Origin of the sequence: Paenibacillus terricola, from assembly GCF_014779765.1 — a bacterium.
Taxonomy (GTDB): Bacteria; Bacillota; Bacilli; order Paenibacillales; family Paenibacillaceae; genus Paenibacillus_T; species Paenibacillus_T terricola.
The window spans coordinates 712,164-738,203 of sequence record NZ_JACXZA010000001.1; the positions used below are offsets into that span (position 1 = coordinate 712,164).

Annotated in this window: 19 protein-coding genes; 18 read left to right on the forward strand and 1 reads right to left on the reverse strand. The window is 50.8% G+C overall.

All coding sequences use genetic code 11. The features are described 5' to 3' along the window. The first annotated feature begins 229 nt into the window (after positions 1 to 229). The 9 genes from hemA (at position 230) to H8B09_RS30980 (ending at position 11,246) form a co-directional block, all read left to right on the forward strand. Positions 230 to 1,618 carry a glutamyl-tRNA reductase gene (gene hemA / locus H8B09_RS03150; RefSeq protein ID WP_191202003.1) on the forward strand — a complete coding sequence of 463 codons (1,389 nt, stop codon included), beginning with the start codon at positions 230 to 232 and terminating at the stop codon, positions 1,616 to 1,618. A gap of 66 nt (positions 1,619 to 1,684) precedes the next feature. Further along, positions 1,685 to 2,497 (forward strand): cytochrome C assembly family protein, encoded by an 813-nt coding sequence (locus H8B09_RS03155; RefSeq protein ID WP_191202004.1) that lies wholly within the window; start codon positions 1,685 to 1,687, stop codon positions 2,495 to 2,497. 138 nt (positions 2,498 to 2,635) lie between these two features. Then, positions 2,636 to 3,358, forward strand: a complete 723-nt coding sequence (locus tag H8B09_RS03160; protein WP_191202005.1) for a precorrin-2 dehydrogenase/sirohydrochlorin ferrochelatase family protein — start codon at positions 2,636 to 2,638, stop codon at positions 3,356 to 3,358. Further along, positions 3,351 to 4,343 carry a hydroxymethylbilane synthase gene (gene hemC / locus H8B09_RS03165; RefSeq protein ID WP_191202006.1) on the forward strand — a complete coding sequence of 331 codons (993 nt, stop codon included), beginning with the start codon at positions 3,351 to 3,353 and terminating at the stop codon, positions 4,341 to 4,343. The genes H8B09_RS03160 and hemC overlap by 8 nt, the downstream gene beginning before the upstream one ends. 6 nt (positions 4,344 to 4,349) lie before the next feature. After that, the gene (gene cobA, locus H8B09_RS03170; protein WP_191202007.1) at positions 4,350 to 5,918 is read left to right on the forward strand and encodes a uroporphyrinogen-III C-methyltransferase; all 1,569 of its coding nucleotides are present in this window, start codon (positions 4,350 to 4,352) and stop codon (positions 5,916 to 5,918) included. A 289-nt stretch (positions 5,919 to 6,207) separates the two neighbouring features. Next, on the forward strand, positions 6,208 to 7,200 hold the full coding sequence (gene hemB, locus H8B09_RS03175; RefSeq protein ID WP_191202008.1) for a porphobilinogen synthase: 993 nt from the start codon (positions 6,208 to 6,210) through the stop codon (positions 7,198 to 7,200). Positions 7,201 to 7,249: 49 nt separating this feature from the next. Then, positions 7,250 to 8,560, forward strand: a complete 1,311-nt coding sequence (hemL, locus tag H8B09_RS03180) for a glutamate-1-semialdehyde 2,1-aminomutase (protein ID WP_191202009.1) — start codon at positions 7,250 to 7,252, stop codon at positions 8,558 to 8,560. 9 nt (positions 8,561 to 8,569) lie between these two features. Next, the gene (locus H8B09_RS03185; protein WP_224753225.1) at positions 8,570 to 9,574 is read left to right on the forward strand and encodes an RluA family pseudouridine synthase; all 1,005 of its coding nucleotides are present in this window, start codon (positions 8,570 to 8,572) and stop codon (positions 9,572 to 9,574) included. 196 nt (positions 9,575 to 9,770) lie between these two features. Then, complete coding sequence (locus H8B09_RS30980; protein WP_191202010.1) at positions 9,771 to 11,246, forward strand: LysM peptidoglycan-binding domain-containing protein; 1,476 nt, start codon at positions 9,771 to 9,773, stop codon at positions 11,244 to 11,246. Between the two features lie 60 nt (positions 11,247 to 11,306). Here the strand turns inward: H8B09_RS30980 and H8B09_RS03195 are convergent, their stop codons facing one another. Then, a complete protein-coding gene (locus tag H8B09_RS03195; RefSeq protein ID WP_191202011.1) occupies positions 11,307 to 11,666 on the reverse strand; it encodes a hypothetical protein in 360 nt (119 codons plus the stop codon). 521 nt (positions 11,667 to 12,187) lie between these two features. Between H8B09_RS03195 and H8B09_RS03200 the strand changes: the two genes are divergently transcribed. From H8B09_RS03200 to H8B09_RS03245, 9 genes are all read left to right on the forward strand, one after another. Next, positions 12,188 to 14,143 carry an endonuclease MutS2 gene (locus tag H8B09_RS03200; RefSeq protein WP_191202012.1) on the forward strand — a complete coding sequence of 652 codons (1,956 nt, stop codon included), beginning with the start codon at positions 12,188 to 12,190 and terminating at the stop codon, positions 14,141 to 14,143. 414 nt (positions 14,144 to 14,557) lie between these two features. Beyond that, a complete protein-coding gene (locus tag H8B09_RS03210) occupies positions 14,558 to 17,218 on the forward strand; it encodes a valine--tRNA ligase (protein ID WP_191202014.1) in 2,661 nt (886 codons plus the stop codon). 44 nt (positions 17,219 to 17,262) lie between these two features. Beyond that, a complete protein-coding gene (locus H8B09_RS03215; protein WP_191202015.1) occupies positions 17,263 to 18,651 on the forward strand; it encodes a bifunctional folylpolyglutamate synthase/dihydrofolate synthase in 1,389 nt (462 codons plus the stop codon). A 7-nt stretch (positions 18,652 to 18,658) separates the two neighbouring features. Continuing rightward, positions 18,659 to 20,041, forward strand: coding sequence for a UDP-N-acetylmuramate--L-alanine ligase (gene murC / locus H8B09_RS03220; RefSeq protein WP_191202016.1), 1,383 nt, complete (start codon positions 18,659 to 18,661; stop codon positions 20,039 to 20,041). Between the two features lie 249 nt (positions 20,042 to 20,290). Beyond that, positions 20,291 to 21,433 (forward strand): stalk domain-containing protein, encoded by a 1,143-nt coding sequence (locus H8B09_RS03225; RefSeq protein WP_191202017.1) that lies wholly within the window; start codon positions 20,291 to 20,293, stop codon positions 21,431 to 21,433. Positions 21,434 to 21,828: 395 nt separating this feature from the next. Next, positions 21,829 to 22,521: a hypothetical protein gene (locus tag H8B09_RS03230; protein ID WP_191202018.1), complete on the forward strand. Its 693-nt coding sequence runs from the start codon at positions 21,829 to 21,831 to the stop codon at positions 22,519 to 22,521. A gap of 9 nt (positions 22,522 to 22,530) precedes the next feature. After that, positions 22,531 to 23,859 carry an oligosaccharide flippase family protein gene (locus tag H8B09_RS03235; RefSeq protein ID WP_191202019.1) on the forward strand — a complete coding sequence of 443 codons (1,329 nt, stop codon included), beginning with the start codon at positions 22,531 to 22,533 and terminating at the stop codon, positions 23,857 to 23,859. Beyond that, positions 23,856 to 25,079: a glycosyltransferase family 2 protein gene (locus tag H8B09_RS03240; protein ID WP_191202020.1), complete on the forward strand. Its 1,224-nt coding sequence runs from the start codon at positions 23,856 to 23,858 to the stop codon at positions 25,077 to 25,079. Before H8B09_RS03235 ends, H8B09_RS03240 begins: the two co-directional genes overlap by 4 nt. Positions 25,080 to 25,120: 41 nt before the next feature. Next, positions 25,121 to 26,035 (forward strand): decaprenyl-phosphate phosphoribosyltransferase, encoded by a 915-nt coding sequence (locus H8B09_RS03245; RefSeq protein ID WP_191202021.1) that lies wholly within the window; start codon positions 25,121 to 25,123, stop codon positions 26,033 to 26,035. Positions 26,036 to 26,040 lie beyond the last annotated feature (5 nt).

Here is a 26,040-nt window from a genome sequence, read left to right on the forward strand (position 1 = left end):
AATGGCATCATGCTTTGAATACAACAATCGACCATGGGTACCCATGGTCTTTCTCATTTTTTCCGCAGCTGGACAACCTATGCGAATAATGGAAGTTTCAACTGACCACACTAGGGACAGATGTTGTTTCAAACATTTTTCATATTTGAAGACGGAAGTACCTTGGAACTATGCTATAATGTTCGTGACCGATTGGATACAGATTCGAACAGAAGGGAGGCAGGCTCGCATGCATATCATTGTTGTCGGTTTGAATTATCGCACGGCGCCGGTTGAGGTGCGGGAACGATTCACGTTCGCCGAACAAGACTTACCCGAAGCATTGCGGCAATTAAAGCAGACTAAGAGCATCTTAGAAGGTGTCATCGTCGCGACCTGCAACCGAACGGAATTGTACGCGGTCGTCGATCGGCATCATCTATGCGGTCATTATATTCGCAGCTTTATGGAGAAGTGGTTCGCGCTGCCTAGACAGCAGTTCACGAATCATCTATATATGTACGAAGATGATCAGGCTATTGAGCATCTGTTCCGCGTTACGAGCGGTCTAGACTCGATGGTGATCGGCGAGACACAGATTCTGGGTCAAGTGAAAGACGCGTTTCTGACTGCGCAGAAAGAGAAGGCGACGGGAACGCTGTTTAATATGCTGTTCAAACAGGCCATCACGATGGCCAAACGTGCGCATTCCGAGACATCGATCGGCGAAGCGGCTGTATCGGTCAGCTACGCAGCAGTTGAACTTGGCAAGCGTATATTCGGCAATTTCGGTAAGAAGACCGTCATGATTATTGGCGCTGGCAAAATGAGCGAGCTCACGGGTAAGCACCTTTCATCCAATGGTGCAGAGCGCGTCATCGTAGCGAACCGTACACTCGAACGGGCAACGGAATTGGCGGACAAGCTTGGCGGTACGCCGTGTACAATGGAGGATGCCATTGCACGTCTGCATGAAGCGGACGTGGTGATCAGCTCGACCGGAGCGAGCAAGTATGTGCTGCTGCGCGAGCAGGTTGCGGCTGCTATGCAGCGCCGCAAATCACGTCCATTATTTATGATTGATATCGCGATGCCACGGGATCTCGACCCGGCTATCGCTGCAGTGGATAATGTTTTCTTATACAACATTGATGATCTTGAAGGTATCGTGGGCAGCAATCTCGAGCAGCGTCGCAGAGAATCGTTGAAGATTGAAGCGATGATCGCAATTGAGCTTGATTCGTTCCGCAGCTGGTACAAGACGCTGGGCGTCATTCCTCTCATTCGTGCACTTCAGACGAAGGCGGAGACGATTCATTCGGAAACGATGGACAGCTTGGAGAAGAAGCTGCCTGATCTCGATGAACACGAGATGAAGGTGATTCGCAAGCTGACGAAGAGCATTGTCAATCAAATGATGAGCGACCCGATACTGCGTATTAAAGAAATGGCTGGCGAGAAACACGCCGGTGAAGCGATGGATATGTTCGTCAAGCTGTTCGCGCTTGAGCATTCGATCGAGAATGGCCGCGAGTCCGCTCAAGCGGCATCGAAGCCTAAGCCAACAACAGAGCCGCAGGCTGCTGCCGAGCCAGCATCCGTTCCGATGCCGGCGGGCATAGCTGCTGCAACGCCGTGAGAAGCCGCCGCTTGAATGTGGCGGTTTTTTCTTTGTTGCGGTAACAGTGAAGGATGGGGGCTGCTTATGATAACATCACATTGGTTTTATGATGCCATGCTATACGTATACGCCCTGACCTTACTGTTTTATTTCTCCGACTTCGTAGATGCGAACCGGAGCGCTAGACGGATTGGTACAGGGCTGCTTATGTTTGTGTGGGGGCTGCAAACGGGATATTTGGTCTATCGCATGATGTCACACCTTGACGTTGGTTATATATCGGGGTTTGAATATTGGTTTGCTGTTTCTTGGCTGTTAGTGACGATATCGCTTGTCATCAGCCAGTTCTTCCGAATTGAATATTTGGTCTTTATCGTTAACTTAATCGGGTTCGCTGTGCTAGCGGCGCTGCTGCTGGTCAATCCGAAGCCGGCGCAAACCATTGAGCCTTATGAGGCAGCTCGCAATCTGCTTATTCTACATATCAGCTTGATGATTTGCGCGTTTGCTGCGCTGACCATATCGGCCGTATTCTCAGGCATGTACTTGTTCCTTCATCGCAAGCTGAAGAAGAAGAGTTGGACCATGCCGATGAAGCGGCTGCCGAGTCTCGAAGTGATCGAAATATACGCTTTCCGTTTCGTCTCTGCAGGCGTGCCGCTGCTCGCTATTGCGTTGTCGCTGGCGATCGTATCAGTGGCGATTGAAGGACGTTGGATTTATCTAGCGGATTTGAAGGTTATTATTTCACTAATTGCTCTCGTTCTGTATGTTGCGAATTTCGTTCGTCGCAAGACACATGGTCAAGTCGGCTACATGGCTGCAAGGTATAATTTGCTTGCATTTGGTATTATGATTCTTAATGTGCTGATTAACCCGATTTCTAACTTCCATTGATTATAGAGCGGAGTGACATTGAGAGCAGAGAGACTTTGCGCGGGGCGCAAAGATCCCTATGTCGTGTTCAAAGATCCTGATGTAGCAGCGGAGTGACTTTGAACTCCGTTCAAAGATCCTGATGTAAGGAGGCCTATGATGCAGGAAGACGCATTGTATCCGATCATGCTTCGGCTGGCTGGCAGGCGATGTGCTGTCATCGGGGGCGGCAAGGTAGCTGAACGTAAAGTGGCTGCTCTGATGGAAGCGGGGGCTGATCGTATAGACGTCATAGCCGAGCAAGTGACGGATACACTGGCTGAACTCGGGCATTCGAGCCTCGTTCGTATTGCCCAACGACCGTATGAGCCAGCAGATATTCAGCAGGCTTGGCTCGTCATTGCTGCAACAAGCGACCCGGTGCTCAATGCTCGGATCGTCAGTGAGGCTGATGCGCTTGGCATATGGGCGAATTCAGCAAGTGAAGGCGGCGAAGGGTCATTCGTAACGCCTGCGGTTGTCCGCAGAGGCGATCTCGTTATTGGTGTCACCACTAGCGGGGCGAGCCCATCGCTTGCAGCCAGGCTCAAGCTTGAGCTGGAGCAGCAGTATGGTGATGAATACGGTGCTCGGCTGCAGTCACTTCGTCTGGTTCGAGATCGGTTGCTGAGTTCGGATTACGTAATTAGGTCTGAGACGGATCAATTGGCGGCGAAGCAGCATCTCCTTCGGGCAGCGGCTGCGGATGAAACGGGCTGGCAGGAGCTGGCTCGAGTACGGGAAGACTTGACAAGTACAGATATTGATATCGCTAAAGCGACAGATGGTTGGATAGATCAGCTAAGTAAGCAATTACTTTTAGGAGGAGAAGCCTGTGTCTAAAGAGACTCATACGCAAGATGGCAATGCACGTGTCATTCGAGTAGGAACAAGACAAAGTGCGCTCGCATTAACACAGACTGGTCAAGTAATTGATCAGCTTAAGGAACTTAGTGAGCAGCATGGATTGCCTTACACGTTTGAAGTTGTCAAAATCGTAACAAAAGGCGATCGGATTCTCGATGTTACGCTGTCTAAGGTAGGCGGCAAAGGGCTGTTCGTCAAAGAAATCGAGCAGGCGCTCATGGACGGCGAGATTGATATGGCGGTTCACAGCATGAAAGACATGCCGTTCGAGCTGCCGGAAGGGTTAATGAATGGTGCTGTTCCGAAGCGGGTTGATCCGCGTGATGTGTTGATCACTTCGACTGGCGGCGGTCTTGAGACACTGCCCAACGGCGCGAAGATTGGAACGAGCAGCTTGCGCCGTGCCAGCCAGCTGAAGAGCTACAGGCCGGATATTGAGCTTGTGTCGATCCGCGGCAATATCGATTCCCGTATTCGTAAGCTGGAGACGGAAGAGTTCGATGCGATTGTGCTGGCTGCTGCAGGCTTACATCGGATGGGTTGGGAGTCTCGCATTCATGAGCGGCTGCCAATCGATATTTGTGTTCCTGCCGTTGGGCAAGGTGCGCTTGGCATTGAATGTCGTGAATCGGACACAGGCGTTCGGGAGCTGTTGTCGTTGTTGAACGATCCTGTATCGGAGCTGGCTGTTCGTGCAGAACGCAGCTTCCTTGGCGCTCTGAACGGGGGATGCCAAATCCCGATCGGCGCTCATGCAATCGTTACGCTGCCGGAAGGTGCGGGGGAGAAATCGGTTGAAGGTGCAGTTATCGAGCTGGTCGGCATTGTTGGATCGCCAGATGGTGCGGTTTTGCTGAAGGAAATAGGCAAAGATTCGAATCCTGAGGCGCTTGGCTTGTCTATTGCGGATAAGCTGATTACATCGGGTGCAGATGAAATTCTGGCGCAAGTAAGGGGCTGATGAGCGATGAAGGGGAAAGTATATCTGGTAGGTGCAGGTCCAGGTGATCCAAAGCTAATTACGGTTCGTGGACTAGAATGTATCAAGCGCGCGGATGTTATTGTGTATGACCGACTTGCCAGCCCGAGGCTGCTGGCACATATAAAGCCTGGGGCAGAGCGTGTGTATGTCGGTAAGCTTCCAGATCGTCACACGATGAAGCAAGAGGAAATCAATCAACTGCTCGTTGATCTTGCACTTGAAGGCAAGACGGTTACTCGCTTGAAGGGTGGCGATCCTACGATCTTCGGACGCGTCGGCGAAGAGGCGGAGCTGCTTGTTCAGAATGGCGTTGAATTCGAGATCGTACCAGGCATTACGTCGGCGATTGCAGTACCTGCTTATGCAGGCATTCCAGTCACTCACCGGGATATGGCTTCCTCGCTGTCGATCGTAACAGGACATGAAAGCCCGGAAAAGCTGGATCAATCGATTCATTGGGACAAAGTTACGAATGCGACAGGTACGCTTATTTTCCTCATGGGCGTTGCGAAGATTGGGTATATCAGCGAACAGCTGATGTTCCATGGCAAATCGCCAACGACGCCTGTTGCCCTCGTTCGATGGGGGACGCGTGTCGAGCAAGAGACGCTGACGGGTACGCTGGCGGATATCGCAGAGAAGGTGGAAGCAGCTGGCTTCAAGCCGCCAGCTGTTATCGTTGTTGGCGACGTGGTGAAGCAGCGCGACATGCTTCGCTGGTTCGACAAGAAACCGTTGTTCGGTACACGCGTCCTCGTTACGCGTGCTCGCGCTCAAGCAAGCGAGCTCATTCAAATGATCGAGGAGCTGGGCGGTGAGCCATGCGAATATCCAGTCATCGAGACACGCGATGTTACGGAAGCTGTGCAAACACAGGCGATCGAACGTGCTTTCGACGAAGCGGAATCATTCGACTGGCTGATGTTTACGAGTGTGAACGGCGTTGAATCTTTCTTCCGCTGGCTGCGGCGGTACGGAACAGACATTCGTCGTTTCGGCCGTGCACGGATTGTGGCTGTCGGACCTAAGACCGCAGAGGCGTTGCTGGAGCGGGGCTTAACAGTAGAAGAGCTTCCCGGGAAGTATATGCAGGAAGGCTTGCTGGAGCAGCTTAGCGGTGAGGTACAGTCAGGGCAACGTGCGCTGTTGGCACGAGGCGATCTCGCACGTAAGGTGCTGCCGCGCGAGCTTAGAGCGTTAGGTGTTGAAGCAGTTGAACTTGACGTATACGAAACGGTGATTGCGGATCGACAGGATGAGCTCGCGCTTGAACAGCTGCGGGACGGAGACGTTCACGTCGTGACGTTCACGAGCTCATCGACGGTAACGAACTTGCTGACGCTGCTGCGGGCCAATGGCGTCGAAGACCCAGTGGCACTGCTTAAGCAAACTCAAATCGCAAGCATCGGACCAATCACGACACAAGCTGTGAATGCTGCCGGCCTTGAGGTTGCCATTGAGCCGGAAGAGGCTACGATCGAGGCACTGGTTGCTGCTATCGTGGCCAAGCGACTAGTCGACCGAACGAACGCCAACGGCGTGAACGTTATATAGGTTGTCCCTAGATAAATTTAATCTATGTTTCAGTCATTTATTTTTGTTTTTAATAAGTTCGAACGAAAGTTGTGACCCGCAGGGTCACGCGACTCCCAGCACGCAGTAACATACACACACAACAGTCTCTCCCACCGCCAACCTTCCGGGGTCCAGGGGTAAAGGTTTCCGTAAGGAAACCACTTCGGGAGCATAAACTGAAAACCCCGGAGCCCTCCCTTGCAGGGAGGGTTTAGGTGGGTAGAAATCGAGAGGGTTTGGGTGGGTAGAAAACAAGGAGGTTTCCCGCATGAGTTTCCCAACGATTAGACATCGCCGCTTGCGCGGATCTGCCGCATTGCGCAGCATGGTGCGCGAGACGGTGCTGACAGTTAATGATTTTATATATCCGATCTATGTAGTGCATGGTACGAACATCAAAGAAGAGATTCGCTCGATGCCAGGCGTTTATCATTTCTCGCTTGATCTGCTTGAAGCAGAAATTCGCGAAATCACAGCACTTGGCATTCCATCGATCATGCTGTTCGGCATTCCAGCTACGAAGGACGCGGTGGGTTCATCCGCATATGACCCGAACGAAATCGTGCAGCAAGCGACGCGTCTGATCAAGCAATGGGCGCCAGAGCTTGTCGTAATCGCTGATACATGCTTGTGCCAATATACGGATCATGGCCATTGCGGCGTTGTCCACGTTCAAGAGCATAACGGAACGGCAGATGTTAATAACGATGAATCGCTGCCGTTGCTGGTGAAGACAGCTGTGTCGCAGGCGGAGGCAGGCGCAGATATTATCGCCCCTTCGAACATGATGGATGGATTCGTTACAGCCATTCGCGAAGGGCTTGACGAAGCGGGTTATACGAATGTGCCAATCATGTCGTATTCGGTCAAATATGCGTCTGCATATTATGGCCCATTCCGCGAAGCGGCGCATTCCGCACCGCAATTCGGTGACCGCAAGACGTACCAGATGGATCCGGCGAATGCGCGCGAAGCGCTCCGCGAAGCAGAAAGCGATGTGCTCGAAGGCGCTGATTTCTTGATGGTGAAGCCAGCGCTGGCTTATCTCGATATTATCCGTACGCTGAAGGATCAGTTCGATTTGCCGCTTGTAGCCTACAACGTCAGCGGTGAGTATGCAATGGTCAAAGCAGCAGCAGCGAATGGTTGGATTGACGAGCAGAAGATCGTATTGGAAACGCTCATCGGCATGAAGCGTGCCGGAGCTGACCTTATTATTTCGTACCATGCAAAGGATGCTGCGCACTGGCTGAAGGGATAATGGGAGTACGATAGCTTCTACAGGATGTATAGAGAAGGAGACGGAAACGATGAGCGAAACATTCGACCCGAACCGCCAACGCCGCGATGAGCGGTCCAAAGCCGCATTCGAGCTGGCGAAGCAATATATCCCTGGCGGCGTTAACAGCCCTGTCCGGGCATTCAAATCCGTTGGCTTGACGCCAGCTTACATCGAGCGCGGCAGCGGTTCGCGCGTCTACGATATCGACGGCAACAGCTATATTGACTATGTAGCGTCATGGGGACCTCTCATTATGGGTCATGCCCATCCAGAGGTTGTAGAAGCGATCAAGAAGACAGCTGAGAAAGGGACAAGCTTCGGTGCTCCAACAGAGATCGAGACACTGATGGCGCAGCTCGTCTGCGAACGTGTACCTTCTGCCGATATTGTTCGGATGGTTAACTCCGGTACGGAAGCAACGATGAGCGCATTGCGCTTGGCGCGTGGTTATACGAAGCGGAGCAAAATTCTTAAATTCGAAGGATCCTACCATGGACATGCGGACAGCTTGCTGATCAAGGCTGGCTCCGGTGTTGCAACGCTTGGTCTGCCAGACAGCCCTGGCGTGCCGGAGAGCGTAGCTACGCATACAATTACGGTGCCATATAACGATATCGAATCGGTTAAGCTTGCATTCGAGAAGTTTGGCGAGCAGATCGCTTGCGTCATCGTCGAACCAATTGCCGGCAATATGGGTGTCGTTCCGCCGCTGCCGGGCTTCCTGCAAGGATTGCGTGACGTAACGACGCAATACGGCAGCCTGCTTATTTTCGATGAGGTAATGACAGGTTTCCGCGTTAATTATCATTGCGCACAAGGCTTGTACGGCATTACGCCAGACTTGACGTGCCTTGGCAAAGTAATTGGAGGCGGCCTCCCAGTCGGCGCTTATGCGGGCAGACGGGATCTAATGGAGCAAATGGCCCCTGCAGGCCCGATCTATCAAGCTGGTACGTTGTCCGGCAACCCGCTGGCAATGGCGGCAGGTTACACGACGTTGAAGCTGATGACGCCAGACCGGTATGAGCTTCTGGAGCGCCTATCGACGCGCCTGCAGCTTGGCTTCGAGGCTAATGCGGCGAAGAACGGCATTGCGATGACGATCAATCGCGTTGGATCAATGGTATGCCCATTCTTCACCGATAATCATGTCATCAACTTCGAGACGGCCAAAATGTCAAATCTCGATCAATTCCGCGCTTATTTCGGCCACATGCTCAATCTTGGCGTCAGCGTAGCTCCATCTCAGTTCGAGGGCATGTTCGTATCCGGCGTACACACGGAAGAGGATATCGACCTGACGATTGCAGCGAACGACGAAGCGCTGTCGCGTCTGTAATAGCTGCTGATGCAGAGCGTTAGCAGCATAGGCTTTAACTGGCAGATCGGTGCGCGCCGTGAAGGACGCAGGTTGGTTCTCCTGCCGCAAGGATTAATGACTGATGACAGCGGAACGACAGTGGCGCAGTGGCCTGCTGCACAATCTAATTCGCATACGGTGAAACAGTGGCTTGCTGCTGCAGGATTGTTTCCGACGAAATGGATCAATCTGCTTTTCTCTGTAGGCGGAATACAGATGGAAGATGATCGTATCGTTCTGGATGCGTTCATTCCGGCTGATCCGTCGAAAGACCCGGTCTACAAACTGGCGGCGAGTGCTCTTAAGGATAGCAGCAGCGGCAGCAAACTTATGGCCGAGCCGTTGTACGAGGATGATTATGTTCTTGTCATGAATAAACCGGCAGGCATGCCTGTCCATGCTTCCAGGCCAGGAGAACGCGGTACGCTGGATGAAGCTGCTGCCCTCCATCTGCTGAAGCGGGGCGATCCACTGCCAGTCCGCCACATTCATCGGCTCGATAACGAAACGTCGGGACTGGTGCTGTACAGCAAAAATGAACTTGCACAGCAGCGGCTGGACGAAGCGATGCGCAATAAGGCAATCGATCGGCGCTACGTTGCCTTCGTGCAGGGAAGGCTGGCCCGGCGTTCTGGTATCATCGATGCACCGATTGGCCGCGACCGCCATCATTCTATGAAGCGCCGTGCTGGGGCGGGCGGTGACCCTGCTGTTACGCACTATGAGGTGCTTGAGCAATACGGCAGCGCTGCGCTTGTAAGCGTCCGACTGGAGACAGGACGTACGCATCAGATCCGCGTACATATGAGCCATACCGGCCATCCGCTCGTTGGGGACAGCTTGTATGGCGGCAGCACGCGGCTGCTTGCGCATCAGGCACTGCACGGCGAACGGCTGCTCTTCACCCATCCGCTATATGGCGGGCAGGTAGAGGTTGTTTCTCCGCGACCTGACTGGTTCGAGCCGATCAGACGGGCTTTAGCTTCAACCTAAACGATGAACCGCGAACAAGATGTCCGTCTTGTTCGCGGTTTTTTTTGGCCGCAATCAGGCCGGATCGTTCAATCTTCGATATCGTTAGTGCGATTCAATGCGAATTTCATAGTCATGCGCTATACTGCGCGGCCATATGATAGTTATTGAATGAGAAGATTGCCCAAGCTTGCAAGGCGGAAGGGAGGACTGAAGCGTGCCGGATCAAACGAGCGGTTTGCGCTTTGATGTGTACGAACGCGTCCATTTGCCGGATGATGTTGCTGCTATTGAGGAGCTGGAGGAAATCGAGCTAGTTCCTCGCATTCAAGTCGTCCAGCAGGGTGAACAAGCGTTGTTGAAGGGACAGCTGCTGCTGACGGGTGTATATCGTTCGCATAATGATTTGCAGCAGCCGCAATCGCTAGAACACTGGATTCCGGTTGAAATTACGCTGCCGATGAATCGGGTGAACAGCCTGGATGATATATCGGTCGAGATCGATCATTTCGATGTTGATCTGTTGTCATCGAGGACGCTGAACATTACAGGCATTCTATCGCTTCATGGCATTGCAGTTGAACATCGAGAGGAAGCGGATAATGTCTGGGAAGAGGATGAGCCGATTACGGTCGTTCACCGGCGGGAGGAGTCGAAGCCCGCTGAGCCATCGTATCAATCGAATTTTTACGACAGTCCTGAAACGGTAAGGGCAAATGACTACGGACAGGCTCAATTCCAAGAGGAAGAAGAGCTGGATCAGCTGGAACCAGAGCAGTCCTTGCAGCAGCCCAATTTCTCCGTTCCTTGGGGACATACGCAGCCATTCGTGCGTAACGAAGCTGCAGTGCCGCAGCAGCAACCAGAGCCAGAACCGGAGCCCTACAAGCCTGTGATCAGCTGGTCTGCTTTTGCTTCGCAGTCTCCGGTGGAGCAGGCGCCGGAGCAACCGCTTTACAATTCAGCTTATGGCAGGCCGGATGAGCCGTGGTCGATTCCTGCCGTCAATGACGCGCCGGATGTGAATGCATTCTCTCAAGAAGCAACACGGAATGCGGACATATCGTTCGGCGATATCTCACCATCTTCGCGACAAGAATCAGTGGTCGAAGCAGCTGATGATAACGCGGACGATGACAGCTTCTTTACGCAGGCATCAGTGGTAGAAGAACAGCGAGAAGAGCAAGAAGAGCAGTTCGATCCGTTAACTTCCGAGTTTGCGGAACAGCGCCCGAACGCTGCATCATTCTTCGATCAAGCCCAGCAGGAGCAGGCTGCAATTGAAGCGCCTCGTCTTGAAGAGGCCGACGTGGGACGCAAAGAGCCGAAGGTCGCTTTTGGCCGCAAGAAGATTGAAGAAGTAGAGCCTGCTAAAGAGCCAGTCGGCATACGCACGCTGCTGCAGTCGTCAAAGCGCGAGCAGGAGAGTCGAGAAGCAGCGGAGAATAGCTCAGCTGGCGCTAAAGAGAAATCGAGAGTGACAACGGGCGATGAGATCGAATGGAAGACGCTGTTCTTAGGTAAGCTGGCCGATGAGCAGTCGTTCCGTAGAGTTCGGATGTGCATCGTGCAGAAGGAAGAAACGCTCGATGATATTGCAGAACGGTATGGTAAAAATACGAGGGAGCTTTCCCTTTATAACCGACTGCAGGATCAAGCGATATCGGAGGGGCAAGTCATTTATATTCCGTGATTGCCTTATAATTAACAAGGCGCTGCCTTACCCGATCGGGGATTGGCAGCGCCTTATGCATTAGTTCGATGATGATGATGGTGTCACCTTCACCGTATTTATTCGTTGTACGATAGCAAGCCGACGCTTCTTCAGCACGGTCAGCTTACTGCGAATCTCTTCGAGTTGTTCCCGATCCAATGCTTGGGTGCGAATTTCTTCAAGCAGCTGGAGCATCGCTTGATTAACCTCATTGAATAGCCCCCACAGCTTTTGATTCTCTTGTTCATTATATAGTTCCTGCAAGTAATCATCCTTATGGGACAACGTTTCAATAATGTGCTGCTGCCAGTCTGTATCCCCGATCTGAAGAGCATAGTTATACAGATCCAGCTGGTCATTGATCCAGACTTCGATCTGATTGGTTATGTTCGTTTTCATCAGGCATCACCCATCTTGTTTGATTTACATAGTATTATACTCGGAATTATTGGAATGGCAATAGCTGAATGACGGAGTGGTCAGAAAATACAGATAACAATGTGCATATTAGTGGAATGGCCGACATCGAGACTTGACGGGACAACTCTCGCAACGATACAATGACGGTGTATCTTACATTTATATGCGTAAGGGGAAATAAGTATGACGACGGGTGTTCTTAACTAATAATTGGATAAATCGAGTGTCTGTCTAAGCGAGACAGCTTTCTGCGAAACTTTCGATCAAGAGAGTTTTATTTGAGCTGTAAGTTTAGCGGGACTCGTCCAATGAGTTAAGAACATGCGACGACAATTCCGCCTGAACGCGTAAACAACCGTTCGGCCCAATTCGCCGTGCTCTTGCAGCACGGCTTTTTTGTTGGCTGAAACGGGGATACGCCTTTACAGGGATGGGACGTTTATCGCGTTCTGTCCCTGTTTTTTTGTGCCCATTTATAGATTGAAAGGAAGATGGAACGAATGATTAATGAATCTGCAAAGCGAATGTTAGAGCTGGATAAAATGTTGTCTATGGCAGCCGAGTATACGGTATCACCTGCAGGACGCAGGCTTGCGGAGCGCCATGAACCAAGTACCGATGAACGGCAAGTGCGCGCATGGCTGGAAGAGACGGAAGAGGCTGCGAAGCTGCTGGGCGCAGGCGCAAGCATCCCGTTATCTGCGATGGAAGGCATCGATGAGATCGTGGCGCTGCTCGGTAAAGGCAGGGTGTATGTGCCATCTGAGCTGTATCATCTTAACCTTTGGCTGACATCGATCGCGCAGATGAGGCGTTACATGGACAGCAAGCGTGAGACAGCACCGCGTATTGCGTCCTATGCTGACTCCATGAATGATTGCCCGGAGCTGCGTCAGGAGCTTAACCGATGCCTTCGCGGCAGTAGTCTGGCTGATGAAGCAAGTCCGGAGCTAGGACGCATCCGTCGGCAGTTGTATGCGCTCGAAGGCAAGATTGAGAAGAAGCTTGAGCAGACGATGGTTAAGTACAAGAGTGCGCTTCAGGAAACGATCATTAGCAAGCGGCGAGGGCATTACGTTATTGCCGTGAAGCGGGATTTGCGCAAGCAGGTGCCAGGGACGGTATGGGATGAGTCCTCGAGCGGCCAGACCTTGTTCGTTGAACCTGCCGATATTGCGGCGCTGCAGCTGGAGTGGGACAGCTGGAAGGCAGATGAGGAGAGCGAGTGCTATGCGATTCAGGCACGGTTGTCTGCAATGGCTGAGACGCGGACGTCGGAGTTGGAATGGAATGTTGAAGCGATGGCCGCATTTGATTTCATTACCGCTCGTGGCAAAATGTCTCGGTCATACAATGGCGTACGCCCATCCATGAGCAGTCAGCCCATCGTGAAGCTCGTTCAAGCGAGACATCCGTTAATAGCAGTAGATCGATGCATTCCACTGGATGCGGAAATCGGCGCGGAATGGCAGCAATTGATTATTACCGGACCGAACACCGGCGGTAAGACAGTCGCGCTGAAGACGTTTGGTTTGCATGTGCTGCTGCATCAATGCGGGTTCCTAATTCCGGCTGATGCCGGAAGCGAGCTTGGCATTTTTCATAAGGTGATGGCGGATCTTGGCGATGGGCAAAGCCTTGAGCAATCGCTGAGCACGTTCTCCTCGCATATGATGAACGTAGCGTCGATGGTTCGCGAGGCGAATAACCGGTCTCTGCTGCTGCTTGATGAATTGGCGGCGGGCACCGATCCCGGCGAAGGCATAGCGCTGTCGGTTGCTGTACTCGAGCACCTGATGGAGATGAAAGCACGTGTGGTGGCGACGACGCATTTTAATGAAATCAAACGATTCGCCTCTCATACGCCTGGCTGTATGAACGCCAGCATGACCTTCGATCCAGAGACGCTCCGTCCGCTGCATCGGCTGGTGATTGGCGAAGCAGGGGAGAGCCGTGCGTTCGCCGTTGCCCGCAGATTTGGCCTGATGGAAAGGATCGTCTCTCGTGCAGAGCTGCTTGTTTCGCAGAGTGGCCAACCGCAGCATTTGCCAATGCCGTCTGTTTCGCAGGAGACACTTGGTAAGGAAACGACGCCTAGCAAGAAACACGAGATATCTCAGAGACAGTCAAACCATAAGAGGGATGGAGAGACACTACCGAAAGAGCCGCATCGCGCAGGAGACTGCGTATGGATTCACCCGCTCAAACGAACCGGCATCGTCTACCGTGAGGCGGATGAACGCGGCAACGTGATTGTACAGGTAGAGGAACGCAAGCTGACTTTTAATCAAAAGCGACTTGCCCGTTATATCGATCGCAGCAAACTTTACCCGGGACAGGATTATGACATGGACATCGTTTTCGAATCGAAAGAGAACCGAAAGAAACGTCATATGATGGACCGTAAATATGTGAAAGGCGTGTCGATTGTAACGAAGCCGGAGGAGGGCGAGTAGCCTTCTAACATTGACTTGTAACGTTAAGAGAAGTATTATTACGATATATGCAATCTGACGACAGGAATCGATAATTACGGCCTGCTCAGATATCGCGAACCATATAAGCAACAACAAGGAAAGGGAAGCGCCGTATTCGTGCCTTCAGAGAGCGGAGCCGTTACGCTGAGAGGAACCGCAGGAATGTCGATGCCGCGTGTCGCCCCGGAGTTGCCTGGACTGAACGCTGTCGCTCTATTATGCAGCTGATAGGTCTGGCCGGACACAGCCGTTATCTGTTTGAGTGCCATGCGGTGCGAGTTATTCGCGCACAAGCTGCATGGAATGAAGGTGGTACCACGGAAGCTAGAACCTTTCGTCCTTTGCGACGGAAGGTTTTTTTTATTTTTCTAATAGGCGATGGGGGTAGTGAACATGTCTGACAATCAAGCAACGACCGCGATGCCAACGACATATGATCCGAAGAGCGCGGAAGCCAAATGGTATGACTATTGGATGAAAGGCGGTTATTTCGAAGCGGGCAAACGTCCCGATGCGCCGAAATATACGATCGTAATTCCGCCTCCGAACGTAACAGGCATGCTGCATATCGGCCATGCGCTGGACTTTACGCTTCAAGATATTATGACGCGCGCGAAGCGGATGCAAGGTTATGATTCGCTCTGGCTGCCTGGCAGCGACCATGCCGGCATCGCTACGCAGACGAAGGTTGAGCAGAAGCTGCGAGAGCAAGGTCTGTCCCGCTATGACCTAGGCCGCGAGAAGTTCCTCGAGAAAGTATGGGAATGGAAAGATACGTACAATAATACGATTCGCGAGCAATGGGCGAAGATGGGCTTCGGTCTTGACTATTCCCGCGAACGTTTCACGTTGGATGAAGGTTTGTCCCAAGCTGTTCGCCAAGTATTCGTCCGTCTCTATGAGAAGGGCTTGATTTACCGCGGCAAAAAAATCATCAACTGGGACCCTGCCGCTCGTACGGCATTGTCCGACATTGAGGTTGAATATAAAGAAGTAACGGGCGCATTGTACCACCTGCAATACCCGCTTGCTGATGGCAGCGGACATATTATCGTTGCGACGACGCGACCAGAGACGATGCTTGGCGATACGGCGGTTGCCGTTCATCCGGAGGATGAGCGCTACAAGCACCTGATCGGTCAGAACCTCGTGCTGCCGATTATTGGCCGCGAGATTCCAATTGTAGGCGACGAGTATGTAGAGAAGGACTTCGGTTCCGGTGCGGTTAAGATCACGCCAGCTCATGATCCGAACGACTTCGAGGTAGGCCTGCGTCATAATCTGCCGCAAATTACAGTTATGGATGAGAGCGGCAAGATGAATGAACATGCAGGTCCTTACCAAGGTCTGGACCGTGCTGATTGCCGTAAGGCGATCGTTAAGGATATGCAGGAGCAGGGTATCTGCATCCGCATCGAAGAGCATGTGCACCAGGTTGGCCACTCCGAGCGCAGCGGCGCTGTTGTTGAGCCTTACCTGTCGACGCAGTGGTTCGTATCGATGAAGCCGCTGGCTGATCGTGCGATCGAAGCGCAGAAGAGCGGCAAAGGCGTTAACTTCGTACCGGATCGGTTCGAGCGTACGTACCTGCAGTGGATCGAGAACGTTCGTGACTGGTGTATCTCGCGCCAGTTGTGGTGGGGCCATCGTATCCCAGCATGGTACAACACGGAGACGGGCGAAACGTTCGTAGGCGTAGACGCTCCGGAAGGCGCGGACAACGAAGGTTCACCATGGAAACAGGACGAAGACGTACTCGATACGTGGTTCAGCTCCGCACTGTGGCCATTCTCGACGCTTGGCTGGCCGGATGAGAACCATGAGGATTTCAAACGCTTCTATCCGACGGACCTTCTCGTAACAGGCTACGATATTATTTACTTCTGGGTTGCGCGGATGATCTTCACGGCACTTGAGTTTACGGATCAAATTCCGTTCAAAGACGTGCTCATGCACGGTCTCGTACGCGATGAGAACAACCAGAAGATGTCCAAGTCGCTTGGCAACGGCGTTGATCCGCTGGATGTTATTGAGAAGTATGGCGCTGACGCTATGCGCTTCATGCTCTCGACGAACAACACGCCAGGCCAAGACCTTCGCTTCCGTTGGGAGAAAGTTGAACAAGCGCGCAACTTCGCGAACAAGATCTGGAACGCTTCGCGCTTCGCGCTCATGAACCTGGAAGGCGTTACGGCTGCCGATATCGACATTACGGCTCCGCTGGGTACAGCTGACCGCTGGATTCTGCACCGTCTGAACGAAACTTGCCGCGACGTTACGCGTCTGATCGACAGCTACGATTTCGGTGAAACGGGACGTCTGCTTTACAACTTCATCTGGGATGACCTGTGCGACTGGTATATCGAGTTCGCGAAGCTGAACCTTTACGGCAGTGATCCGGCTGCGAAGAAAGCGACGCAATCGGTACTCGCTTACGTGCTCGACCGTACGCAGCGTTTGATCCACCCATTCATGCCGTTTATTAGCGAAGAGATTTGGCAACACTTGCCGCATGAAGGTGAGACGATCACGCTTGCGGCATGGCCAACGTTCGATTCGGCGCTGGAATCGCCGGAAGCGGTTCGTGAGATGGAGCTGCTCATGGATATGATTCGTGCGGTTCGCAACATCCGCGCGGAAGTGAACGTGCCGATGAGCAAGAAGATCGAGCTGTTGATCAAGCCGTCCGGCGATGCGGAGCTAGCAATTGTGAATCGCAACCGCGAGTTCATTGAGCGCTTCTGCGGCACGTCGAAGCTGGATGCGGGTCTTGCGATCGAGACGCCAGACAAAGCGATGTCGGCTGTTGTAACGGGCGCTGAGCTGCTGCTGCCGCTTGCAGGCTTGATTGATATTGCCCAGGAAATAACACGTCTTGAGAAAGAGCTGAAGACGCTGAACGGCGAGGTAGAGCGTATCGAGAAGAAACTTGGTAACGAAGGTTTCGTTTCGAAAGCGCCTGCGAAGGTTATCGAAGAAGAGAAAGCAAAAATGGCGGACTACGCAGACAAACGCGATAAAGTCATTGCCCGCATTGCTGAACTTCGCGCTTAAGGTGCTATAAGTTGTTTTGCATCTAAAGAAAGGTAGTGGAACAGATGAGTGAACAACGCAAAGATGCGGCAGCGGCGGATAACGCCGCTCCGCTCTCTACATATCAAGAGGCGGCGGATTGGATTAACGGGCTTATTCCATTCGGCGTTCGTCCTGGCTTAGAACGGATGCAGCTGCTCATGGAGCGTCTTGATAATCCCGAGCGGAGACTGCGGTTTATCCATGTTGCAGGTACGAATGGCAAAGGCTCGACATGTGCTTACTTGACGTCAGTCCTCATTAAGAGCGGATATGATGTCGGTACGTTCACATCGCCGTACATTACGAAATTCACGAACCGATTCCAATACAATGGACAGGACATTCCAGAGCAAACATTGCTGGAACTGTCTAACATGCTGAAGCCGCATGTTGAGGATATCGCTGCAACTGAACTTGGCTCGCCAACCATGTTCGAGGTTTCGACGGCGATTGCAATTTTGTATTTTGCCAAAGTAACGTTCCCTGATTATGTTGTGTGGGAGACAGGTCTTGGCGGCCGTATGGACGTAACCAATATCGTGTCTCCAGCGATTTCGGTTATTACGAATGTCGGACATGACCATATGGACATTCTTGGCGATACGATCGAGCAGATCGCTTGGGAGAAAGCCGGCATTATTAAGCCAGGCGTTCCTGTAGTCAGTACGGCAACTCAGCCAGAGGTTATCGCGATTCTGAAGGAGAAAGCTGCACAGACGAAAAGCACGTTGTACTTGCTTGGCGAGCAGTTCCATTATGAGTCGATTGAGGTGCAAGAAGATCAGCAGTCGTTCCGGTTCCGCGGACCGTTCCGTTCGATCGATCCACTCACGATTTCGCTTAATGGTCCTCATCAAGTTGCGAATGCTGCCCTTGCAGTTATGACGCTTGAAGTGCTGCGTCAATACAATGCGCTTCTGGTTGAAGATGACCAACTGAATGACGGGCTTCGTTCTACAGCTTGGCCAGGACGTCTGGAGATGGTGTCTCAAGATCCTCGCATTCTGCTTGATGGCGCCCACAATCCAGAAGGCGCCGCGACTTTAGCGGCTGCTCTGAAGTCCACATATTCGTATAAACGGGCACATGTCATGATGGGAATGCTCGAGAATAAGAATCACACGGAGACTCTTAAGCATATACTGCCAATAGCGGATTCACTGATCGTGACCGAACCTGATTTTCGCAAAAAGATGAGTGCGGAGTCGTTCGCGTCAATCGTTCAGGAAATAGCGGCAGAAACAGGCTCTTCGGTTAATCTCATCGTAGAGCCGGATTGGCGTGCGGCGCTCGATAAGCTGAAGCAGCTAATCGCTGAAGGTGATCTTGGCGTCGTGACCGGTACGCTGTACCTGATCTCTGACGTGCGCGCTCGACTGCTTCATATTACGGATTCTGAAAAAGGTTGGTGAACCGTCTTTGAATACGGCTGAACATGTGCATTTTATCGGCATCGGCGGTTACGGGATGAGCGCAATTGCGCGAGTAATGCTAGAAATGGGCTATAAAGTAACGGGGTCTGATGTTGTCAAAGCGGAGTTGGCTGAGAAGTTGGCACAGAAGGGTGCCGGCATCTACATCGGCCATGAAGCAGACAATGTGAAAGGCGCCGATCTTGTCGTGTACTCGACAGCACTTCCGAAGGATAATGTAGAGCGCCAAGCAGCAGAAGCGCTTAACATTCCGGTTCTTCACCGCGCACAGATGCTTGCAAGACTGATGAATGCGGGTAAAGGCGTAGCAGTTGCTGGCGCACACGGCAAGACAACGACATCCTCGATGATTGCGCTTGTCATGGAAACGTGCGGGATCGATCCGACCTTCATTATTGGAGGCGAGATTGTTAACGTCGGAACGAATGCTAAGGCAGGTAAAGGCGAATACGTCGTAGCGGAAGCGGACGAAAGCGATGGTTCATTCCTGCAGTACCACCCTGCAATTGCGATTGTGACGAACATCGAGCCGGACCATCTTGAAAACTATGACGGCGATTTCAATAAATTGAAGAGCGCTTATGTGCAGTTCCTTCAGCAAGTGAAGTCGGACGGCAAAGCGATTGTTTGCATCGATGATACAAATCTGCAAGAGCTGCTGCCGATAGTGAACAGCGGTTCACTTCGGGCTGACCAAGTGATTACGTACGGCATTGATTGCGATGCGCAATATCGTGCAACGGATATTGAGCTTGGCGACCGTAAGGTAACGTTCAAGCTTCATCACAATGGGACAGAGCTTGGCCAAGTCGAGCTGTCGGTACCAGGACGTCACAACGTCTACAATGCAATGGCGACGATTATAACATGTCTGGAAGCGGGGCTGCCATTCGCGAATGTTGCAGATGCAATTAAGCAGTTCCGAGGTGCGAAACGTCGTTTCCATGTGCTTGGCGAGAAGAATGATATTCTCGTCATCGACGATTATGCACATCATCCTACGGAGATTCAAGCAACGATCAGCGCTGCGAAGGCAACGGGAAAGCGGATTGTAGCGGTATTTCAGCCTCAGCGCTATACGCGAACTTATTTCCTTCTGGAGCAGTTCAGCTGCGCTTTCGGGGAAGCGGATGAAGTCATTATTACCGATATCTATTCGCCGGCTGGCGAGCAGCAGATTGAAGGCGTCAGCTCCCGCAGACTTGTGGAACTGATCATTCAGAATAGCAACGCCAACACGCATTATGTTCCGACGAAGGAAGAGGTGTTGGAACAGCTGAAAGGCTCGATGAAGCCTGGCGATCTGATCATTACGATGGGCGCAGGCGACATTTGGAAGGTTGCGGCGGCTCTCGCAGATAGTTTATAAAATATATTCCCATTCCCAAGGATAGGGTAAGAAGCTGTGGCAAAGTCGAGTTGAATCGACTTTGCCGCAGCTTTTTTTGATGGAACCCTACGCTGAGGCGTAGGGTTTCTGGTTTGCTCATACACTTCGGCGTAATAGGATTGACTAAATCTTTACAAACATTTTATGAAAATGATTGCGTAACACTTAACAATTCATTCATGAATGACGATAAAGTAATAGAAAATTTGGAAGGGAAGGGTTACAGAGATGAAAAAAAGTTTATCGCTTTTCCTGTTATTGAGTTTGGTCCTCATGCTTGTTCCGGCTTATGCATCCGCTGCCACGGCACCCGTAACGGTTGCGTATGACGGCAAAGCAGTCAAATTTACACAGCCGCCTGTTCGCAAATCGAATTTGACTTTTGTTGAAGCGAAGCCGCTTGCAGCTCAGCTTGGAGCGACTTATGCATTTGATACGAAGACGAAGTCGGCAACGATCAAGAAAGGCGCAACTTCGATTAAGCTGTCATTGGATAGCAAAGCAGCATACGTTAATGGCGTGAAACAGCAGCTGGCAGTTGCTCCGTACAGCGTCAAAGGCTATGTTATTGTTCCGGCTGAATTCGTTGTGAAATCATTCGGCGGATCAGTTGCATGGGATGGCAAGAGCAAGCTGAGCATTACTTCACCGTCTGCAGTCGAAGCACTGAGCAAGCAGAAGGCTGTTAATGTCATTAATGGGTACTTCGCGGCGCTCTCCAAGTTAGATGTGAAAGGTGTTAAATCCGCCTGGCTGCCAACAAGCTGGAACGCTGAAGATGAAGAAGATTTGCTGCTAGCCGATGGCGAGGCTGTCATCTTCACTGTTAAATCTGTGAAAGTAACCAGCTTTACAGGCACGAAAGCAACGATTAAGGCTGAAGTTAATATCAATTACCCGAGCCCTTATCAGATTGATGAAATATATTCCATCACGTACACAATGGTTAAGGATTCGGCTGGTGCGTGGAAGATCAAGCAGGAGAACCTTGAAGACTACAACTATGATCTCCCTAATAAACCAGTTAACACAACGCAAACATTCTCTACCAGCGTTGAAGATGCTGTTAACCAATTAATCGACAATCTGAATGCGGAAGATTTGGATGCTGTTCAAGGCATGTTCGCTGAAGATTCGATGAGCGCCGAGATGATGCTCGATTTCTGGGCGGATGACTTTGACGGATATGATACGCGTTATGAGCTGTCCGACCTTATGATTATTGGCGCGGATGAAGCAAAAGGTACGGCAACTGTTTATGTAGCACTGGATGCTGAGGACGAGGAATCAGCTTATCCATATGATGTTGTATTATTCTTGGTGCGCGATGAAGCAAACAACTGGAAGATCCAAGAGCTAACTGAGCTGTAATCGCACTTTTTACATGGCATGGACTGGGCATTAAGTAAAGATTAAACGCAAATAGACGCATGTGGAATTGGACGATGACCATAAGGTCACGGATCAATCCTACATGCGTCTTTTTCTATTTAGTACCAATATTGCCATTGGAAAGTCATAAAATTGCCTATCACATTAAGTCGATTCACGATACCTTCTTGTAGTGAATGTCAGATCAGCGGTTGAATCATTTGCCGTTGTCGTTGATGGCACAGGGCGAAAGGGGGGAACGGCAACTTAGACAAGCGTTCGGTCGCTTTCTGGTCGATAACGTTTTCGTTACATAGGTATGCTTCCGAAGCAAGTTTTTTGCTTCAGGAAGTAACTCGAAGAACCTGCAAAAAACTTTTTAGGAGGACAAAACAATGGAATTCATTCGAAAACAATTATGGTTAGTGCTTGCGTTTATAGGGCTATGCGGGTTTGCCTTCGTATGGCTGGTCATCCCTCGTGAGCCGGAAATTGAAAATGTGTGGCATTTGTTGGCGAAGCTGGTCAGCTACTTGTTTATTATCGGAGCCATCTCCTTCTTCCCTAATAAATTGAAATACGGACATCTCATGGTATATGTTCCGTTCCTTATTTTCCTCGGTTACTTAATTCCTAGAGTCAGCTTCTTCGGGGTAACGGGTAACGTAATCGTAACGAATTTTGCGTCGGTTGGTGAATGGTACACCTTGCTTTACCTGCTGGTCGTTCAAATGATCAACTTCACGGTTTCATTCGCATATCGGATGGGCGGAGGAACGCCAGGCAGAACGATGAAAATATCGCTGCTCGCAACCATCACCTTGTTTTCTGGTTTCCTCGACATCGCATTCTATACGATCAATCCAGTCGAAGTTCCGGAAGGCGGACTAATCTATGCACATCACATTATCGTATTAGTTGGCCATGCGCTTTCCTACAAGGAAACGATTGTGTTTGCTTTGTGCCATTTACCTTTATTCCTGTTCGTGATGTGGATGCCGCTGGACCGATGGTTTGCTCGTATTTCCGAGCGAGTGCAGGGCAGAAATCAACAGAAACAGAAGTCGGTTCCGACGCTGGTTTCCTAGGTTGCGGAATTGAAACAGATAGAAACAGCAGGTGGGAGGAATCGTCTCCACTCCGTAATCGGGAAGTTGTTGGCGCAAACCCGAAAGCCGGGAATTGCGATCTTCCTGAGGAATCTAGGCGTCACCTTTATTTTTAAGGCGTTATCGCTGCTCTTGACGCTAGTTGTCTATGTCATATGCGTTCGTGAGCTTGGAGTCATCACTTGGGGGCAGATTGCGCTTATCGGCAGTGTATCCAGCATCGTGTTAATTCCGCTGACGTTTGGACTGTATAACGGTGTCGTCAAGTATGTGCCTGTGTCTACCGAGGAAGAGAGTCGGGAGCTGATGGGGACAGCGTTGGTGACCACCGTGGTTCTATCCTCTGTGGTTACAGCTTTGCTTGTTGTATCGGGGCATGTCGTAGAGAGGTTGTTCGGTTTCTCTTCCACTTCTTGGATAGGTGCGGTGGCGCTCGCTATGAGCATCAACTTATACATATTGACCGAATCCTTCCTGCGCGGGCAGCAGCAATTTTTTCGTTTAGGTGTCTACAAGCTTATCGGCTCGCTGTTATTTCTAGCTGGGGCGCTGACAGGTCTATACCTGCTAGGTGTCAAATCATTGTTCAGTTATTTGATCCCTCTTATTCTTCAGAACTTGTTCTTCTTTGTCATAACGTTGTGCCGAATGAATCTGAGTCAACTGCGCGTTACTTGGAAAGCATTGAACAAATTGTTTTCTTTCGGTTTCTTCATCATGCTGTCGTGGCTTGTCTCTACGCTGCTATTTACAAGCGACTTGCTGCTAATGGCAAGATTCGGGTCAGACTATGAGCTCGGTGTCTATTCTGTTTATCAGAATACGATTAGAGGGCTATTCACCATCCTGTTCCAAGACGTGTTCGCTGTTGTGTTCTTGCCGATGATGGCAGGGTTAAACAAGCGCCATGCAGATCGAATCATTGTCAAATATTCGGTTGCGATCTATGCGGCCTTATGGTTGGCGACTGCTATTATTACAGCCATTCTTGTTAAACTTTACGGGAATTTTCCGCTTGAATGGACGTATGTCGGGCTTACTTCAGCAGGCATCGCGATGAACATGATCTACCTTCTATTCACCACGGTCATTTCATTGGACGGAGTCCGGGCGGCCAGACTGGCTTTTGCAGCGCTGATCATACCGATTCCTATCATCCTCCCCTTGCAATACTTAATGGTGGAGCGCTGGGGAATGATTGGCGGCATGACCTCGGTTATTGGGTTAAACGCAGGGTTAATATTGGTGTTTAGGATGACGATTCGGCTGTTTTATCCATTTCAACCGACTCCAGAGAAAGGAGTGTTGTCCAATTGATCAAGTATAGCGTTGTGATTCCTACCTACAACAATAAAGTGATGCTTAACAATACGTTGGAATCGCTTAACGATCAGCTTGGTTTCGAGAAAGGCGGTTATGAAGTTATCGTCGTGGATGACGGGGGAAGCGATAATACATTACGTGAAGTCGAAGGGACGCCAAGAACGTACGCGTTCCAATATATTTACTTGGAGCGGTCTGCGAACTCTTGCCGGTCAAGAGTTCGCAATACAGGCTGGCGTCAGGCTAAAGGGAAATATGTCATTTTTCTCGACTCCGATATGATCGTCCCCAGAAGTTATCTGCGAGAGCTGAATCGGTATTTGGTTCAAAATGAAGACATGCTCATTATATCGTACCGTTATATGCTCAAAGATCCGGTATCGCTCCAAGACGTCAAATCAGGACGCGTGTTCGACACGAACTATACCGCACTGGAATATATGGAGGCCCGCCATTACGACAGCCAGATTCATTCGTTCAATATCGCAGCCCTCGCCCATCCTTGGCACTGCGTCTATTCATGCAATATGGCGCTCTCCAAGAAGAGGTTGGAGCAAATCGGCGGCTTCGATGAAGGGTATAAAGGCTGGGGCATGGAGGATACGGATATCGGCTACAGATGTTACAAGCTGGGCATGCCTATCGTATCCCATCTTGGCATGGAGGCGCTGCACCAATTCCATGGCGAGGCATTCGGAGATCTGCGGAGCAATGATAAGATGCGCGAATGGGACCAAAATATCGTACGAATGTTCCATATCCATCCTGCTCTTAGACGTGAATTGCCCCGTTGGCGCATCAACTTCGCTTATTTTACGAGGAGAGTCCCCCAGATGCTTATGCGCAAAGAACGCAATCGCAAGGAGTACCACTTGACTGTACGGCATGAAGCGCAGATTCCGTGGATGAAGGAGCAGATCGCCGCATTGTCCGCTCAGCGGGGAGATTTAATTATTGTGCACGATGAAGTGGAATCGAGAGATCTGCATCTCTGGATACAATTGCTCGGGTTCACGCCAAGCGAAGTTCGTTACTTCCCGAAATCGTATGTATTTGCTGATGAGGACGTTCGTAAGTTTTTTAAGCAAGTATTTTCTTGGAAAAGAACGTTTATTCTCGTTTATCGGTGCATACGTCTCGTTGGCAGCAAATTGGCGCAAGCCTTCCACAAATCCAGTCCGCAGCCATCGAGAAGCAGAGAGGTGTCTCGTTGAATCCTTGAAACTTCATGAATAGGAAGGAGGCGGGATAGAGGATGGAACTAGGGAAAGAGACCATCCAGTTGGAGAAACGGTTTGATTTGCTAGAGACGATAGGGTTATTATTCCGACTGGTTCGGCCGCGGCAATGGAGCAAAAATTTGCTTGTGTTTGGAGCGCTGGCCTTTTCGGTCGATAAAATGAACTTGGCCGGAATGAAGGCGAGTTTGATGGCGTTTGTGTTGTTTTGCAGCGTATCGGGCTGTGTTTATATTCTCAACGATTACGTAGACAGAGAGGCTGACCGCCTGCATCCGGACAAAAAGAGGCGGCCGCTAGCCTCTGGGAGACTGAATCCTGTTGTAGCGTTAATATTCGGCGGCTTGCTGCTCGTATGCTCGCTTGTCGTTGGATTCTATGAGAACATGCTGTTCGGTTTGCTGCTGCTTGCGTACTTCACGATGAACGTTTCCTATTCACTGAAGTTGAAGCACTTCGTCATTATGGACATTATGATCATCGCGAGCGGATTTGGTATGAGGGCGGTTGGAGGCGGTCTTGTACTGGAGACCAGCTTTACTTCATGGTTCCTGTTGTGCGTATTCTTCTTATCGCTGTTTCTCGCGATCGGCAAACGCAGACATGAGCTGATTTTGCTGGAAAATAACAAAGGATCGCATCGCAAAGTGTTGTTGAACTATTCGGAACCGCTGTTGAATCAGCTGTCAGGCGTAGTAACAACGATGACGATTATGTGCTTCTCGCTGTATACGTTTATGTCGAGCCAGTCTATTTACTTAATGTGGACGATCCCTTGCGTAATATATGGGATGTTCCGCTATCTTTATTTGATCCATGTATTAGGCAAGGGAGGCAAGCCGGAAACGCTGTTGTTTGAGGATAAAGGCATATTATCCTGCGTTGTCGTCTTCGGAATTGCTGTAGTTCTTATTTTAAATTTACATTTATAGGGGGA

What these genes read in the sequence shown, in the direction of transcription:
- hemA (WP_191202003.1), top strand. Translation starts at nt 230, where the DNA reads ATGCATATCATTGTTGTCGGTTTGAATTATCGCACGGCGCCGGTTGAG.
- H8B09_RS03155 (WP_191202004.1), top strand. Translation starts at nt 1,685, where the DNA reads ATGATAACATCACATTGGTTTTATGATGCCATGCTATACGTATACGCC.
- H8B09_RS03160 (WP_191202005.1), top strand. Translation starts at nt 2,636, where the DNA reads ATGCAGGAAGACGCATTGTATCCGATCATGCTTCGGCTGGCTGGCAGG.
- cobA (WP_191202007.1), top strand. Translation starts at nt 4,350, where the DNA reads ATGAAGGGGAAAGTATATCTGGTAGGTGCAGGTCCAGGTGATCCAAAG.
- hemB (WP_191202008.1), top strand. Translation starts at nt 6,208, where the DNA reads ATGAGTTTCCCAACGATTAGACATCGCCGCTTGCGCGGATCTGCCGCA.
- hemL (WP_191202009.1), top strand. Translation starts at nt 7,250, where the DNA reads ATGAGCGAAACATTCGACCCGAACCGCCAACGCCGCGATGAGCGGTCC.
- H8B09_RS03185 (WP_224753225.1), top strand. Translation starts at nt 8,570, where the DNA reads ATGCAGAGCGTTAGCAGCATAGGCTTTAACTGGCAGATCGGTGCGCGC.
- H8B09_RS03195 (WP_191202011.1), bottom strand. Translation starts at nt 11,666, where the DNA reads ATGAAAACGAACATAACCAATCAGATCGAAGTCTGGATCAATGACCAG.
- H8B09_RS03200 (WP_191202012.1), top strand. Translation starts at nt 12,188, where the DNA reads ATGATTAATGAATCTGCAAAGCGAATGTTAGAGCTGGATAAAATGTTG.
- H8B09_RS03210 (WP_191202014.1), top strand. Translation starts at nt 14,558, where the DNA reads ATGTCTGACAATCAAGCAACGACCGCGATGCCAACGACATATGATCCG.
- H8B09_RS03215 (WP_191202015.1), top strand. Translation starts at nt 17,263, where the DNA reads ATGAGTGAACAACGCAAAGATGCGGCAGCGGCGGATAACGCCGCTCCG.
- H8B09_RS03225 (WP_191202017.1), top strand. Translation starts at nt 20,291, where the DNA reads ATGAAAAAAAGTTTATCGCTTTTCCTGTTATTGAGTTTGGTCCTCATG.
- H8B09_RS03230 (WP_191202018.1), top strand. Translation starts at nt 21,829, where the DNA reads ATGGAATTCATTCGAAAACAATTATGGTTAGTGCTTGCGTTTATAGGG.
- H8B09_RS03245 (WP_191202021.1), top strand. Translation starts at nt 25,121, where the DNA reads ATGGAACTAGGGAAAGAGACCATCCAGTTGGAGAAACGGTTTGATTTG.